This window comes from Serratia sp. CY74737, from assembly GCF_052166775.1.
Classification (GTDB): Bacteria; Pseudomonadota; Gammaproteobacteria; order Enterobacterales; family Enterobacteriaceae; genus Serratia; species Serratia ureilytica.
This window is the reverse complement of record NZ_JBJNOF010000016.1, coordinates 162,373-176,711: the sequence shown is the minus strand read 5'-3', so window position 1 is coordinate 176,711 and position 14,339 is coordinate 162,373. Positions and strand designations below refer to the sequence as shown.

The 14,339-nt window shown below is 62.6% G+C and carries 13 protein-coding genes; 6 read left to right on the top strand and 7 right to left on the bottom strand.

What is annotated here, in order from left to right; translation table 11 throughout:
* Together ACJ8PE_RS21490 and ACJ8PE_RS21485 are read left to right on the top strand one after the other, a co-directional pair.
* Positions 1 to 1,116, top strand: a 1,116-nt coding sequence (locus ACJ8PE_RS21490) for an autotransporter outer membrane beta-barrel domain-containing protein (RefSeq protein ID WP_442536865.1), incomplete at its 5' end; no start/stop codon positions are given.
* Positions 1,117 to 1,572: 456 nt separating this feature from the next.
* Positions 1,573 to 2,424: a helix-turn-helix domain-containing protein gene (locus ACJ8PE_RS21485; RefSeq protein ID WP_197793234.1), complete on the top strand. Its 852-nt coding sequence runs from the start codon at positions 1,573 to 1,575 to the stop codon at positions 2,422 to 2,424.
* On the opposite strand, the gene ACJ8PE_RS21480 is transcribed toward ACJ8PE_RS21485, so the two are convergent.
* The 4 genes from ACJ8PE_RS21480 to ACJ8PE_RS21465 all read right to left on the bottom strand — a co-directional run bounded on the left by ACJ8PE_RS21480 (position 2,414) and on the right by ACJ8PE_RS21465 (position 7,175).
* A complete protein-coding gene (locus ACJ8PE_RS21480) occupies positions 2,414 to 4,198 on the bottom strand; it encodes an ATP-binding response regulator (protein WP_042785542.1) in 1,785 nt (594 codons plus the stop codon). The two genes, ACJ8PE_RS21485 and ACJ8PE_RS21480, sit on opposite strands and share 11 nt — an antisense overlap.
* Entirely contained in the window at positions 4,195 to 4,689 is a 495-nt protein-coding gene (locus tag ACJ8PE_RS21475) for a molybdopterin-dependent oxidoreductase (protein ID WP_033645359.1), read from the bottom strand. Before ACJ8PE_RS21475 ends, ACJ8PE_RS21480 begins: the two co-directional genes overlap by 4 nt.
* 160 nt (positions 4,690 to 4,849) lie before the next feature.
* Complete coding sequence (gene gorA, locus ACJ8PE_RS21470) at positions 4,850 to 6,202, bottom strand: glutathione-disulfide reductase (RefSeq protein WP_047026523.1); 1,353 nt, start codon at positions 6,200 to 6,202, stop codon at positions 4,850 to 4,852.
* A gap of 130 nt (positions 6,203 to 6,332) precedes the next feature.
* Complete coding sequence (locus tag ACJ8PE_RS21465; protein ID WP_033636386.1) at positions 6,333 to 7,175, bottom strand: 23S rRNA (adenine(2030)-N(6))-methyltransferase RlmJ; 843 nt, start codon at positions 7,173 to 7,175, stop codon at positions 6,333 to 6,335.
* A 135-nt stretch (positions 7,176 to 7,310) separates the two neighbouring features.
* Between ACJ8PE_RS21465 and ACJ8PE_RS21460 the strand changes: the two genes are divergently transcribed.
* The 4 genes from ACJ8PE_RS21460 (at position 7,311) to rsmJ (ending at position 11,109) form a co-directional block, all read left to right on the top strand.
* Positions 7,311 to 7,715: an ASCH domain-containing protein gene (locus tag ACJ8PE_RS21460; protein ID WP_025304616.1), complete on the top strand. Its 405-nt coding sequence runs from the start codon at positions 7,311 to 7,313 to the stop codon at positions 7,713 to 7,715.
* Positions 7,716 to 7,731: 16 nt separating this feature from the next.
* A complete protein-coding gene (locus ACJ8PE_RS21455; RefSeq protein ID WP_033651785.1) occupies positions 7,732 to 8,193 on the top strand; it encodes an HIT family protein in 462 nt (153 codons plus the stop codon).
* A 118-nt stretch (positions 8,194 to 8,311) separates the two neighbouring features.
* Complete coding sequence (gene prlC / locus ACJ8PE_RS21450) at positions 8,312 to 10,354, top strand: oligopeptidase A (RefSeq protein WP_197793235.1); 2,043 nt, start codon at positions 8,312 to 8,314, stop codon at positions 10,352 to 10,354.
* A gap of 8 nt (positions 10,355 to 10,362) precedes the next feature.
* Positions 10,363 to 11,109 (top strand): 16S rRNA (guanine(1516)-N(2))-methyltransferase RsmJ, encoded by a 747-nt coding sequence (gene rsmJ / locus ACJ8PE_RS21445; protein WP_033645355.1) that lies wholly within the window; start codon positions 10,363 to 10,365, stop codon positions 11,107 to 11,109.
* Between the two features lie 28 nt (positions 11,110 to 11,137).
* Here rsmJ and ACJ8PE_RS21440 read toward each other — a convergent pair whose 3' ends face one another.
* Genes ACJ8PE_RS21440 through ACJ8PE_RS21430 form a run of 3 tightly spaced genes read right to left on the bottom strand, consistent with a single transcriptional unit; the run spans position 11,138 to position 14,338 of the window.
* Entirely contained in the window at positions 11,138 to 11,737 is a 600-nt protein-coding gene (locus ACJ8PE_RS21440) for a KpsF/GutQ family sugar-phosphate isomerase (protein ID WP_099784602.1), read from the bottom strand.
* The gene (locus ACJ8PE_RS21435; protein ID WP_042785537.1) at positions 11,737 to 13,374 is read right to left on the bottom strand and encodes an FGGY-family carbohydrate kinase; all 1,638 of its coding nucleotides are present in this window, start codon (positions 13,372 to 13,374) and stop codon (positions 11,737 to 11,739) included. The genes ACJ8PE_RS21440 and ACJ8PE_RS21435 overlap by 1 nt, the downstream gene beginning before the upstream one ends.
* A 10-nt stretch (positions 13,375 to 13,384) precedes the next feature.
* Positions 13,385 to 14,338 carry an ABC transporter permease gene (locus ACJ8PE_RS21430; RefSeq protein ID WP_016930441.1) on the bottom strand — a complete coding sequence of 318 codons (954 nt, stop codon included), beginning with the start codon at positions 14,336 to 14,338 and terminating at the stop codon, positions 13,385 to 13,387.
* Position 14,339 lies beyond the last annotated feature (1 nt).

Here is a 14,339-nt window from a genome sequence, read left to right as displayed (position 1 = left end):
CTGAGCGTCGGGCGCAACGGCACGAGCTTCGCCAGCGTGGCGCAGACGCCGAACGAGCGGGCGGTGGCGGCGGCGGCGGATGCGCTGGCGGCGGGCAACCCGGTGTACGAAAGCGTTCTCAACAGCGGCACGGCGGGCGAGGCGCGGCAGGCGTTCCGTCAGCTGTCGGGGCAAATCCATGCGGATATCGCGTCGGCGCTGGTGAACGACAGCCGCTACCTGCGTGAGGCGCTGAACGGGCGGCTGCGTCAGGCGGAAGGGCTGGCGAGCTCGTCGGCCATCAAGGCGGACGAGGACGGCGCCTGGGCGCAGCTGCTGGGGGCGTGGGACCACGCGTCGGGCGACGCCAACGCCACCGGCTATCAGGCCTCGACCTACGGGGTGCTGGTGGGGCTGGACTCGGCGGCGGCGGCCGACTGGCGGCTGGGGGTAGCGACCGGCTACACCCGCACCTCGCTGCACGGCGGGTACGGGTCGAAGGCGGACAGCGACAACTACCACCTGGCGGCGTACGGCGACAAGCAGTTCGGGGCGCTGGCGCTGCGTGGCGGGGCGGGCTACACCTGGCACCGCATCGACACCAAACGGTCGGTGAACTACGGGATGCAGTCGGACCGTGACACGGCGAAGTACAGCGCGCGCACCGAACAGCTGTTCGCGGAAGCGGGCTACAGCGTGCAGGGCGAGTGGCTGAACCTGGAGCCGTTCGTCAACCTGGCGTACGTGAACTTCGAAAACAACGGCATCGCGGAAAGCGGCGGCGCGGCGGCACTGCGCGGCGACAAGCAGCATACCGACGCGACGGTGTCGACGCTGGGGCTGCGTGCGGACACCGCGTGGCAGGTGACCCCGGGCACGACGGTGGCGCTGCGCAGCGAGCTGGGGTGGCAACACCAGTACGGCGGTCTGGAGCGAGGTACCGGGCTGCGGTTCAACGGCGGCAACGCGCCGTTCGTGGTGGACAGCGTGCCGGTGTCGCGCGATGGCATGGTGCTGAAGGCGGGGGCGGAAGTGGCGGTGAACGAAAACGCCTCGCTGTCGCTGGGCTACGGCGGGCTGCTGTCGCAGCACCATCAGGACAACAGCGTCAACGCCGGCTTCACCTGGCGCTTCTGACGTTCAGCGGTCATTACAACGACAACGGAGCCGGCATGCCGGCTCCGTTTTTATTTGCGGCGGTGGGGGGAGAACGTATGATGGCGCGACGTCAGGACAATAAAAAACCGGGACCCTGACGGATCCCGGCTCAAAAGTGGGTAAAACAGATTAGCGCTAAAGGCTCAAGCCCCGTTTTGCTTATGCAGTCCGAGCGATGTGGACATCGTCTCAGTAGCGGCAACGGAACAAATTTTCCCTGGTGTTACTATGGTTATTATTAAAAAACGTGCTGGTGTTGTTTTTTTATAGTGTATTGCTGTATGTCTCTTTTGATACCATGTTTGACGATGCAACATGGTATGTCAAGCAACGTTTTTAACGCATAATTGCATGGGATGCTAGTTTTAGATGTGGCTTTTTCAGCAGAAATAATCAAAACGACTGATAAATCAGTAAAAAAAATCGAAGGAACAAATGGATAACAATCACCAAAAATTCGATTCACAGTCGATTGCCAATCGGGTCAGAGAGCTGTTTTTACATTACGGGATTGGAAAACGTCAGCATGCCCGAGAGCTCAGCCGCATCTTGGATCTGAGTTTTTCACATGCGCACCGCAAATTGAAAGGGCAAAGCCCCTGGACGCTGGAACAGATCAACAGCGTCGCGGCCGCGCTCGGAGAAACGCCGGCGGCGATAGCCGATTTGAGCGCCGAACACGAGGCGGCCGAACCGAACATGGCGCGCGATGCCATCTTTTTTGTGGCAGGGGTCGCGATGCCCTGCATCGGGCACATCGGCGACGAGCTTCCCGCCGGGCGGTCGGCGGAATTTGTGGCGCTGCGCATCGAGGGGCAATGGCATATCTATCGCGCCGATGAGGCGCCGGCAGGGCCGCGTTATGGCGTCGAGCTGATCGAAATCCGGCCCGGCTATGGCGACGACGAGCGTCTGAGCATTGCGGTATTGGACGATTCGCATCAGGCGGCCGATGAGTTGGCCAAGTATCTTGGTGGCTGCGGTTTCAACGCGGTGGCGTTTTACGACGTCGACAGCTTCTGTCAGGCGTTGCAGCAAAGCCTGTTCGACGGCTACGTGGTGGACTGGCTGATCGGTGAAGAAACGGCAGATCGCTGTATCGCCACCATCCGCGCCTCCGACAACCCGGACGCGCCGGTACTGGTGCTGACCGGTGAGCTGGGCACCGATCGACGCGAATCGGAAATCGCTCAGGCGATGCGCGAGTACGATGTGCTCGGCCCTTATGAAAAACCGGTGCGGCTCCATGTGATCGAAGCCGCACTGCAACGCTGTTTTAATCTTTAGCGGGGAACACCTCGGCCAGCGCGTTCGACAGCGCATCCAGCCGAACCGGCTTCATCAGGTAGTTGTCGAACAGCGCGCGCTGATCCGCCGTGAGTTGCTCCGGCGTGTAGGCGCTGATGCCGATGATCGGCACATGGCGGTTGGGGCCGCGACGATTGCGCAGCTGCCTGGCCAGGGCGGCGCCGTCGATGCCCGGCATCTGCAGATCCAGCAACAGCGCGTCGTAAGGGCGTCTGAGCAGTTTCTGCAGCGCGCGCTCCGGCGAGTCGCACAGTTCGTGCTGGTAACCCAGCTTATCCAGCAACGCCGCAAAGGCGTCACCCACCGACTTGTTGTCATCCACCACCAGCACCTGCTGCGGTTTCTGCTGCAGAGAGGTATTGGCGGCGGCGGGCTCGTCGGCGCGTTCTTCTTCACTGATCTGCACCGGAATACTGACGATAAAGGTGCTGCCCTTCTTGATTTCGCTGTACACCGTGATGGTGCCGTCGAGCAGCGTCACCAGGCCGTGCACGATCGCCAACCCCATCCCCACGCCGGCATATTGCTTGGTATGCGACTGATCCAACTGGGTAAAGGGTTTGAAGATCTGATCGAGCTGGTCTTTTTCGATACCGATGCCGGTGTCGGTCACTTCGATAATCAGCGAACTGCCGCCGGGTTGACGGCGCAGACAGCTGTGCAGCGTAATGCTGCCGCTTTCGGTGTATTTGTAGGCGTTGGTCAGCAGGTTGACGATAATCTGCCGGATGCGCAGCGGGTCGGAATGCACCAACAGGTGGCTGCACTCCACCTCGCAGCTGAGTTTGACCTGCTCTTTGCGGGTCAAAGTAGCGATTTCGTTGGCGGTCTCCGCGATCAGCTTCTGCGCGTCGAACGGCACGATGCGCAGCTCCATCATGCCGCTGTCGAGGTGCGCGTAGTCGGTCAGATCTTTCATTTGGCTTTCGATCTGCTGCGCGGCGGTCTCCAGCCGCTGGAAGGTGTCCGCATGCTCCGCCGATACCCGGGTATTCACCAGCACGTCGATGGCCGACATCACGCTCTGCAATGAGGTGCGCAGTTCGTGGCCGATGGCGCCGAGGAAGGCGTTTTTGGTGCGGGTCGCTTTCTCCGCCTCGATCGCCTTGGCCTGCTGGCGAATGGTCAGCCGCTGCTGACGGAACACGATCAGGGTGATGGCGATCAGCGCGATCACCGAGAACATGACAATCACCAGCCCATAGAAAATGATGTGCCGTTTCTCGATGTAGTCCTCATAGGCGGCGGTGCGCTGCTTCACCTCGGCGTGGTCGGTCAGGTTGGCCATTTCGATAGCGTAAGGCTTAATGGCCTTCATGGCCGCGAAAACCTGATTGAAGTCGATTTTCGGGTTATCCAGCAGTTTATCGATGCGATCCATCTGCAGGCGCATCTGCTTGACCACTTCCGGGTAGCCCGGCTCGGCGTACAGCGGTTGCGTGGATTCGGAGACGGTTTCCAGCACGTAAAAGCGCGAATAGAGGATTTCGAATCGCAGCCGCAGGTTGTCGTTGTCCACCTGCGGCGCGTGGCTCTGCTGCTCGACGAACGTGTCGAATTCCGCCAGCTTGATGGAGAACTTGGCGATCGACCAGGAGTAGTTCTCCTGCGTGCCGGCGATGGCATACAGCCCTTTCTTCGACAGGGTGGCGCTGTAGTAATAGAGCGTGACGGTCGAAGCCACCAGAAACAGCGCGGCGAAGATGGCCGGTATCGCCAGCCTGCTGCCGTTCTTAAAGGTCGTCAGCTTCATTTGATCACGATCCTGTCGACTTGCCAGATAAAGCGCGAGTTGTACAACGGCGAGTTCAGCTCAGGCCCGGCGGCGTCACGCGGGTAAACCAGGAACAGCGGGCCGAAGTTTCTGAGCTTCAGCATCTCCCCGTCCATCTTGTAGGCCAGGATCATGTTGTACTTCTTGACGTCGGACAACGGCACGTCGATGTAATAATCGTTCAGCGCGTAGAAGGTCAGCGTCTCGCCCTTGGCGCCGACGCGCTCCAGGATGTCGGCCACCGAAATCCCTTCAAACTTCCTCTGCGGCGTCCAGGAGGTGGAGGTCGTGATGCTGTGCACCGGCATCGCCAACAGCTGTTTATCGGTGAACAGATAGCTTTTTTTGACCGGATCGGTCACGTTGTCGATCTTGCCCGCCACTTCCAGGGTAAAGCTGAGCGCGCTGCTCTGGGCGATAATCAGGGCCACGCAGGCCATCGCAAGGGTTTTGCATAGTTTGAACAGCATCGGCGTTCTCCAGAGGCGCGGGGAGGTTTGTATCAGTCCCGCTAATTTATCAGGCAGAATAATGGCAGAAAAAGCAGGCGGGTGCGAAGGGAATAGTAAACCGCACAAAAAGAACAGGCCGGTATTTACCCCGGCCTGAGAGAGGGATAAACGTAGCGCCTCAGCGCATGGTGACGAACTCTTCCGCCGCAGTCGGGTGGATAGCCACGGTGTTGTCGAAGTCCTTCTTGGTGGCGCCCATCTTCACCGCCACCGCGAAGCCCTGCAGGATCTCGTCCATGCCGAAGCCGATGCCGTGCAGGCCGACGATTTTCTCTTCTTTACCCGCGCACACCAGCTTCATGCGGCACGGCTGGCGGTGCTGCGTCACGGCGCTGTACATGGCGGTGAAGGAGGACTTGTACACCTTCACGTTGTCCGCGCCGAATTTCTCGATGGCTTCCGGCTCGGTCAGGCCGACGGTGCCGATCGGCGGGTGGCTGAACACCACGGTGGCGATGTTGCTGTAGTCCAGGTGCTCGTCCGGCTTGTTGTTGAACAGGCGCTCGGACAGGCGGCGGCCGGCGGCCACGGCGACCGGGGTCAGCTCTACCGCGCCGGTGTTGTCGCCCACCGCGTAGATGCCTTTGACGTTGGTGTTCTGGAACTTATCGACGTCGATGTAGCCTTTCTCATTGGTTTTCACCCCGGTCACGCCGAGGTTCAGGTTGTCGGTCGCCGGTTCGCGGCCGATGGCCCAAATCAGGCAGTCGACGGTGAATGCCTTGCCGTTTTCCAGCTGCAGCGTCAGGCTGCCGTCGGCGTTCTTGACGATCGCTTTCGGCACCGATTCGGTGTGCAGGCTCGGCCCCTCGGTGTTCATCACTTCCACCAGGGTGTCGACGATCATCGGATCGAAGGTGCGCAGCGGCGCGTGCTTGCGCACGAACAGGTGCGTTTCCGCGCCCAGCGCGTTCAGCACGCCGGCGATCTCTACGGCGATATAGCCGGCGCCCACCACGGCGACGCGTTTCGGCATGGCGTCCAGCTCAAAGAAGCCGTCGGAGTCGATACCGTATTCCGCGCCCGGAATAGCCGGATGGCTCGGGCGGCCGCCGGTGGCGATCAGGATGTGATCGGCGGTGATGATTTCGCCGTTCACTTCCACGGTGTGCGCATCCACGAAGCGCGCGAACCCTTTGATCACGTCGACCTTGTTCTTGCCCAGCACGTTATCGTAGGAGTTGTGGATGCGGTCGATATAGGCGGTGCGGTTGGCGACCAGCTTTTTCCAGTCGAAGGCGTTGACGGTGGTGTCGAAGCCGTAGTCCGGGCCGTACTGATGGATGGCCTCGGCGATCTGCGCCGCGTGCCACATGACTTTTTTCGGTACACAACCCACGTTTACACAGGTGCCGCCCAGCTCTTTGGCTTCAATCAGCGCACACTTTTGGCCGTACATGGCTGCCCGGTTGATCGATGCGATACCGCCGCTGCCGCCGCCAATTGCTAGATAATCGTAATGTTTCGTCATCTGGGATTTCCATGAGTTGTGAATTTGAAGAGGGTAAGAGTTTAACGCCTGACCGGGGTTTGTCGCAAAGATTGCGTCGATGGCTGCGATAGGCGGACGCAGGGCGCGGCAAAGCGCGCCCTGCCGGGGATTATTCCGGTACCACCCAGTTGACCAGATGGTGGCCGATGCCCGACGGCACCAGCACCTTGTGCAGCCACGGCAGCACGTTTTTCATCTGCTGCTCCAGCTTCCACGGCGGGTTGATGACGATCATGCCGGAGGCGGTCATGCCGCGCTGATCGCTGTCGGGTTTCACCGCCAGCTCGATCTGCAGGATGCGGCGAATGCCGGTGGCTTCCAGATCGCGCAGCATGCGTTTGATCTGCTGGCGCATCACCACCGGGTACCACAGTGCGTAGGTGCCGGTGGCGAAACGCTTGTAGCCTTCCTGAATGCCTTTGACCACGTCCTGGTAATCGGTCTTCATTTCATACGGCGGGTCCATCAGGATCAGGCCGCGGCGCGACGGTGGCGGCAGCTGGGATTTCAGCTGCTGATAGCCGTCGGCGCGCTGCACTTTGGCGCGCTCGTCTTTCTGGAACTCGCTGCGCAGCAGCGGGTAATCGCTCGGGTGCAGCTCGGTCAGGTGAATTTTATCCTGAGGGCGCAGCAGCTGGCGGGCGATCAGCGGCGAACCGGGGTAGTAGCGCAGCGTGCCGGAACGGTTGAAGTTGTGCACCACGCTCATGTAGGCCGCCAGCTCCTCGGGCAGATCGTCGCGTTGCCACAGCAAGCCGATGCCTTCCAGGTATTCGCCGGTGCGCTCGGCGTGTTCGCCGCTGAGCTGATAACGGCCCGCGCCCGAGTGGGTATCCAGATACAGGAACGGCTTCTCTTTTTCCTTCAGCGACTCGATGATCAGGCTCTGAACGGTGTGTTTGAGCACGTCGGCGTGGTTGCCGGCGTGGAAACTGTGGCGATAACTTAACATGACGGGTGGCGGTTCCTTGTGCTCCGCAGACGGAGCATTCAATGCAATAAGGCTTATAATCTGCACAGTATAAACTGTCTGGCCGGGAAAAACCGGACTCCGTTGCCGCAGACGTTAACAGAAAGGGACAGGACGATGAGCAAACAGGCGATTTTGGCGAATTACCCCGACGCGGCGCGCTGGGCGTTCGGCGACGGCCCCGCGTTAGCCGACGAACTGCTGGGGTTGGTGCTGAGCGGGGATAAAACCGCCACCTGCAGTTCCTATGCGAGCTATCGTCGGGAACAAACCCCGAGGATCGGCGATTACAGCATCGTTCTCGATGGCCGCGGCGAACCGGCCTGCGTGATCAGGACCCTGGCGCTGCGCCTGGTGCGCTACGACCAGGTGACCGCCGAGATGGCGGCCAAAGAGGGCGAAGGCGACAAAAGCCTGGCATTTTGGCGCGAGGGGCATCAGGCATTCTTTACCCGCGAGGGGAGCTTTGCGCCGGACATGTGGCTGGTGTTCGAAGAATTCGAACGGGTTGAAACGCTGTGAATCACAAGGAGAAAGGATGAGCTGCATTTTTTGCGACATCGTGGCGGGCAAGGCGCCGTGCCATAAAATCTGGGAAGACGACGACCATCTGGCGTTCCTGTCCATCTTTCCCAACACCGACGGTTTCAGCGTGGTGATCCCCAAGGCGCACCACCCGAGCTACGCGTTTGACCTGCCGGACGAGGTGCTGAGTGCGTTGATGCTGGCGACCAAGCGGGTAGCAAAGCAGCTGGATCGCGCGTTCGACGACGTCGGCCGCTGCGGCATGGTGTTCGAGGGCTACGGCGTCGACCATGTGCATGCCAAACTGATCCCGCTGCACGGCACCGCGTCGCTGGAGCAGTGGCGGCCGATCGAATCGACCTCGCCGAAGTTTTTCACGCGTTACGAAGGCTACATTTCCTCCCACGATGCGGCGCGCGCCGACGACGAACAGCTGGCGGCGCTGGCCGCCCGCATTCGCCAATGCGCCGTTTAAGGCACGAACGATCAACGCCGGGCATTGATTTTCCTGTTGCCCGGCTCCATGTTAGAGATTCATACGCATTTTAAGGCTCGCCCTCGCGGCGGGCCCCAACGCTAATCAGGACTGCCCTATGACAAATCCGTTGCTGACCCCGTTTTCCCTGCCGCCGTTCTCGGCGATCCGCCCTGAAGATATCGTGCCTGCGGTGCAATCCGCGCTGGCGGACTGCCGCGCCGCGGTAGAGCGCGTGGTCGCGCAGCCGGGGCCGTTCACCTGGGACAATCTGTGTCAGCCGTTGGCGGAGTCGGACGATCGCCTGTCGCGCATCTGGTCGCCGATCGGGCACCTGAACGCGGTGAAAAACAGCCCGGAGCTGCGCGCCGCCTATGAGCAGGCGCTGCCGCTGCTGTCCGAGTACGGCACCTGGGTCGGCCAGCACGAAGGGCTGTACCAGGCCTACCGCAGCCTGAAAGAGGGCGCGGCGTTCGAGACGCTGAGCGTGCCGCAGCGCAAGGCGGTGGACAACGCGCTGCGCGATTTCGAACTCTCGGGCATCGGCCTGTCGGCGGACAAACAGCAGCGCTACGGCGAGATCGTCGCGCGCCTGTCCGAACTGGGCTCTACCTACAGTAACAACGTGCTCGACGCCACCATGGGCTGGAGCAAACTGATTACCGACGAAGCCGAGCTGAGCGGCCTGCCGGAGAGCGCTCTGGCGCAGGCACAGGCGATGGCGCAGGCTAAAGAGCAGGACGGCTGGCTGCTGACGCTGGACATGCCGAGCTACCTGCCGGTGCTGACCTACGCCGACAACCGCGCGCTGCGCGAAGAGATGTACCGCGCCTTCGCCACCCGCGCCTCCGATCAGGGGCCGAACGCCGGCAAATGGGATAACAGCGAAGTGATGGCGGAAACGCTGGCGCTGCGCCATGAGCTGGCTCAGCTGCTGGGCTTTGACACCTACGCCGACAAGTCGCTGGCGACCAAGATGGCGGAAAGCCCGGAGCAGGTGATCGGCTTCCTGAGCGATCTGGCCAAACGCGCCCGCCCGCAGGCCGAGCAAGAGCTGGCGCAGCTGCGCGCCTTCGCCAAACAGCACTATGGCGTGGACGAGCTCGACGCCTGGGACATCACCTATTACGGCGAAAAACAGAAGCAGCACCTGTTCTCCATCAGCGACGAGCAGCTGCGCCCGTACTTCCCGGAACAGCGTGTGGTGGAAGGGCTGTTCGAAGTGGTGAAACGCATCTACGGCATCACCGCCAAAGAGCGTAAAGACGTGGATACCTGGCATCCGGACGTGCGCTTCTTCGATCTGTTCGACGCCGACGGCGAGCTGCGCGGCAGCTTCTACCTCGATCTGTACGCCCGCGAAAACAAACGCGGCGGCGCCTGGATGGACGACTGCGTCGGCAGCCTGCGCAAGGCCGACGGCACGCTGCAAAAACCGGTCGCTTACCTGACCTGCAACTTCAACCGCCCGCTGGGCGACCAGCCGGCGCTGTTCACCCATAACGAAGTGACCACGCTGTTCCACGAGTTCGGCCACGGTCTGCACCACATGCTGACGCAGATCGATACCGCCGGCGTCTCCGGCATCAACGGGGTGCCGTGGGATGCGGTCGAGCTGCCGAGCCAGTTTATGGAAAACTGGTGCTGGGAGCCGGAAGCGCTGGCGTTTATCTCCGGCCACTACCAGAGCGGCGAGCCGCTGCCGAAGGCCATGCTCGACAAGCTGCTGGCGGCCAAGAATTACCAGGCGGCGCTGTTCATTCTGCGCCAGCTGGAGTTCGGTCTGTTCGATTTCCGCATGCACTTCGAATACAGCCCGGAGAAAGGGGCGCAGATCCTGCCGACGCTGGCGGAAGTGAAGAAAATGGTGGCGGTGGTGCCTTCGCCGAGCTGGGGCCGCTTCCCGCACGCCTTCAGCCACATCTTCGCCGGCGGCTACGCGGCGGGTTACTACAGCTACCTGTGGGCGGAAGTGCTGTCGGCCGACGCCTACTCGCGCTTCGAAGAAGAGGGGATTTTCAACGCCGAGACCGGCAAATCCTTCCTCGACAACATCCTGTCGCGCGGCGGTTCGGAAGAGCCGATGGCGCTGTTCAAACGCTTCCGTGGCCGCGAGCCGCAGCTGGATGCTATGCTGCGCCATTACGGCATTAAAGGATAACCCGACACGTGAGCGTGTGTTTATTGTGTGAAGCAGGCGCCGATCCCGGCGCCTTGTCTGTTTTGGCGCAGCGCTGGCGGCTGACGTCCGACGACGACGCGCCGATGGCGCTGGTACTGACCCCGCAGCGGCTGGAGCTGCGCAAGCGCGACGAGCCGAAGCTTGGCGGGATCTACGTCGATTTCGTCTCCGGCGCCATGGCGCACCGGCGCCGTTTCGGCGGCGGCCGCGGCGAGGCGGTGGCCAAGGCGGTCGGCATCAAGGGCAGCTACCTGCCGGACGTGGTGGACGCCACCGCTGGGCTGGGGCGCGACGCCTTCGTGCTGGCGGCGCTGGGCTGCCGGGTGCGGATGCTGGAGCGCAATCCGGTGGTGGCGGCGTTGCTGGACGACGGCCTGCAGCGCGGCTATCAGGATGCGGAAATCGGCCCGTGGCTGCGCGATCGTCTGACGCTGCTGCACGCCTCCAGCCTGACGGCGCTGGCGGATCTCAGCCCGCGCCCGGAGGTGGTGTATCTCGATCCGATGTTCCCGCACAAGCAGAAAAGCGCGCTGGTGAAGAAAGAGATGCGGGTGTTCCAATCGCTGGTGGGCAGCGACGATGACGCCGACGGCCTGCTGGAACCGGCGCGCCGTTTGGCGACCAAGCGCGTGGTGGTGAAACGCCCGGACTACGCGCCGCCGCTGGCCGACGTGCCGGCGCACGCCGCCACGCTGACCAAAAGCCACCGTTTCGACATCTACATGCCGCTGTAATGTCTGCCGGGCCCGCGGTGTCGGGCCCTCAGTTTTCCTCCCGCAAACTTTTCCCCACGCCGCCGCCCGGATGCACCGCCAGCAAGGTGTCCTTATCGTAACCGCTGCGCGTCATCAGGCAGGCGCAGGCGGCGTCGAAGATCGCCAACACCAGCACAATTGAGGTGGTGGCCAGCATGTTCAGCGGATCTATCTCCTTTTGCACCCCGGTGGCGATCGTCAGCTGCGCCGCCTGCGCGATGGCGGAATGCGGGTTTTCCGTCACCGCGATCAGCGTCACCCCCTTGGCCTGCAGCGTCGGCAGCAGGCGGGTCAGCTCGTCGGAATTGCCGCCGCGCGAGATCAGGATTAGCAGATCGTCGGCGCGCAGAAAACCCAGATCGCCGTGCGCCGCGCCGGTGGCGTCGAGGTAGACCGCCGGCCGCTCCACGCAGGCCAGCATATGGGCTATCTTGCGCGCCGCAATCCCCGAGGTGCCGACGCCGGTGACGGCGATTTTACCGCGGCAGTCGGCCAGCAGCGCCAGCAGCCGTTGCCAGGTGCGCGCGTCGAGGCGCTCGCTCAGCTGCGCCAACTCCTGGCTGTAGGTTTGCCAGCCCTGCACGGCCTGCCGCCACTCTTGCTGCATCACGCCTCCTCCTGCATCAACCGGCGGTATTTCATGTGGTCGTTGTACAGCTCGTGGAACACCCGGTATTTGCGATCGTAGTAGCTTTTTATCTGGTTGGTCTGCGGCGTCACCGTCTTGCCGATGCGGCTCATGGCGCTCATCGCCTCCGGCAAGGTGTCGAACACGCCGGCCGCCACGGTGCCCATCATCGCGCCGCCCAGCAGCATCGCTTCGCTCTCCTCCGGCAGCAGCATGGCGCAACCGGTGGCGTTGGCGTGCTCCTGCACGAAGATCGGGTTCTTGGTGCCGCCGCCGCTGGCCATGATAGTGTCGATACTGTAGCCGCTGTGGTTCATGGTTTCGATGATGTGGCGGGTGCCGAGCGCGATGGCCTGAATGGTGGCCAGGTAGTGCAGCGCCATGTCCTCCGGCGTGCGCGACAGCTTCAGCCCGGTCAGGATGCCGGTCAGCGTCGGGTTGGCGCGCGGCGAGCGGTTGCCGTGGAAGTACGGCAACATGTGAATGTCCTGCGTCAGGAAGGCGATGTTCTCCGGCTCGCCGGCCATGCGGCGCAGAATGGCGTTCAGCACCTCATAGATGGTCTGGCCCTGAGTTTTCGCCTGCGCCAGCAGATCCTGATAGCACGGGTGCGACTGGATGACGTGGTCGATCAGCGCGCCGGTGGCGGACTGGCCGCCTTCGTTCAACCAGTATTCCGGCAGGATCGCCGAGTAATACGGCCCCCAGACGCCGCCGATAAAGCGCGCGGTGCGCGACATCGCCATATGGCCGGTGGAGGTGCCGCCGATCAGCGCGACGCGGCGGTTGAAGTCGGCCACCTCGCCGGAGACGCCGGTGGCGCCCAGCGTGCCGAGGGTGCCGGCGTGGGCGTCGATGATTGACACGCTCACCGCCGTGCCGGCGATCAGCCCCATCTCGCTGGCGGCGCGCTGAGTCAGGCCGTGGCCCAGCGGCTCGCCCATCATTTTAACGTCGCTGCCGATCTTGGCGGCGTCGTGTTCCAGCACGTCTTCCAGCCCGATCTGCTGGAAGTAGCTCTTGTCCCAACGCTGCTCATGGCCGAGATAGGTCCATTTGCACACCGTCGAGCACAGCGAGCGGGTGGCGTCCTGGGTGGCGCGCCAGGTGAGGAAGTCCGGCAGATCGAACAGGTAACCGGCGTTGGCCCAGGTGGTGGGCATGTGTTGCTTCAGCCACAGCAGTTTCGGCGTCTGCATCTCCGGCGAAATGATGCCGCCAACGAAGTCCAGCACCCGGTGTTTGGTGGCGTTGATGCGCTCGGCCTGGGCGATCGCCCGGTGATCCATCCACACGATGATGTTCTGCTCGGTGCGGCCGGAGGGGCTGACGGTCAGCGGTTTGCCTTCTTTATCCAGCACCACCAGCGAACAGGTGGCGTCGAAGCCCAGCCCTTTGACCTGGATCGGGTTGATGTCGGCCTGGTTGACCGCGTCGCGCACCGCATTGCACACCGCCTGCCAGATGTTATCCGACGACTGCTCGACGAAATCCGCCTTCGGCCGGTACAGATCGATGGCCCGGCTGGCCTGGCCGACCATGCGGCCATTGAGATCGAATACGCCTGCGCGCGCGCTTCCGGTGCCCACATCTACGCCAATAAAATAGCTCGCCATTATTTTCTCCTCAGGCTTTTCGATTCTGTAACGCGATAAACAGGATCAGCACGCCGCCCCACAGGGCCATGGTCAGGTAGCTGCTGACCCCCAGCAAATTGAGGCCGCTTTCCAACATTTGCAGCACGATCAGCGCCAGCACCAGCCCCAGAATGCGGCCGAAGCCGCCGTCCGGGTTAATGCCGCCCAGCACCGAGGCCAGAATGGTCACCAGCAGATAAGATTCGCCGTAGCCGGCCTTGGCCGAGTTGAACTTGGCCATCATCAGCAGCGCGGCGCCCCAGCCGAGCAGCGCCGACAGGATATACACTGCGATCTGCACCCGCGCGGTGTTCACGCCGCTGAAGCGGGTGGCCTGCTCGTTGGAGCCGATCAGGTACAGGCTGCGCCCCAGCGTGGTGTGCTCCAGCAGCAGCCACAGACCCACCGCCACCAGCAGGAACAGGATCAGCGCCACCGGCACGCCGAGCACGGCGCCGTTGCCGAGAAATTGAATCGCCGCCGGGAAGCCGGAGATCACTGCGCCGTTGGACAGCAGAATATTCAGGCCGGTGATCAGGGTCATGGTGCCGAGCGAGGCGAGGATGGGCGAGACGCCTATCCAGGCTACCAGCGCGCCGTTGAGCGCGCCGATCGCCACCGCCACCAGCAGGCCGGCCAACAGCGCCAGCGCCAGGAACAGCGGCTGGTCGGGATGGCTGACGATGATCGCCGCCATCACCAGAGAACAGGCGTTGGCGCCGGCGATGATCGACAGGTTGATGCCGCCGGTTAGCATGGTGATGCCCATGCCGAGCGCCAGCAGGCCGAGGATCGGCAGCTGCGAGGCGATCGACTGGAAGTTGCCGAGGCTGAAGAAGCGCGATCCGAGCAGCCCGGCGAACAGCAGCGCCACCGCGATGATGATCGCGCCCTGCAGGCGAATGATCCGATCGTTTGGGATCAACCGAGTTAACTGCGTCATG

What these genes read in the sequence shown, in the direction of transcription:
- ACJ8PE_RS21485 (WP_197793234.1), top strand. Translation starts at nt 1,573, where the DNA reads ATGGATAACAATCACCAAAAATTCGATTCACAGTCGATTGCCAATCGG.
- ACJ8PE_RS21480 (WP_042785542.1), bottom strand. Translation starts at nt 4,198, where the DNA reads ATGAAGCTGACGACCTTTAAGAACGGCAGCAGGCTGGCGATACCGGCC.
- ACJ8PE_RS21475 (WP_033645359.1), bottom strand. Translation starts at nt 4,689, where the DNA reads ATGCTGTTCAAACTATGCAAAACCCTTGCGATGGCCTGCGTGGCCCTG.
- gorA (WP_047026523.1), bottom strand. Translation starts at nt 6,202, where the DNA reads ATGACGAAACATTACGATTATCTAGCAATTGGCGGCGGCAGCGGCGGT.
- ACJ8PE_RS21465 (WP_033636386.1), bottom strand. Translation starts at nt 7,175, where the DNA reads ATGTTAAGTTATCGCCACAGTTTCCACGCCGGCAACCACGCCGACGTG.
- ACJ8PE_RS21460 (WP_025304616.1), top strand. Translation starts at nt 7,311, where the DNA reads ATGAGCAAACAGGCGATTTTGGCGAATTACCCCGACGCGGCGCGCTGG.
- ACJ8PE_RS21455 (WP_033651785.1), top strand. Translation starts at nt 7,732, where the DNA reads ATGAGCTGCATTTTTTGCGACATCGTGGCGGGCAAGGCGCCGTGCCAT.
- prlC (WP_197793235.1), top strand. Translation starts at nt 8,312, where the DNA reads ATGACAAATCCGTTGCTGACCCCGTTTTCCCTGCCGCCGTTCTCGGCG.
- ACJ8PE_RS21440 (WP_099784602.1), bottom strand. Translation starts at nt 11,737, where the DNA reads ATGCAGCAAGAGTGGCGGCAGGCCGTGCAGGGCTGGCAAACCTACAGC.
- ACJ8PE_RS21435 (WP_042785537.1), bottom strand. Translation starts at nt 13,374, where the DNA reads ATGGCGAGCTATTTTATTGGCGTAGATGTGGGCACCGGAAGCGCGCGC.
- ACJ8PE_RS21430 (WP_016930441.1), bottom strand. Translation starts at nt 14,338, where the DNA reads ATGACGCAGTTAACTCGGTTGATCCCAAACGATCGGATCATTCGCCTG.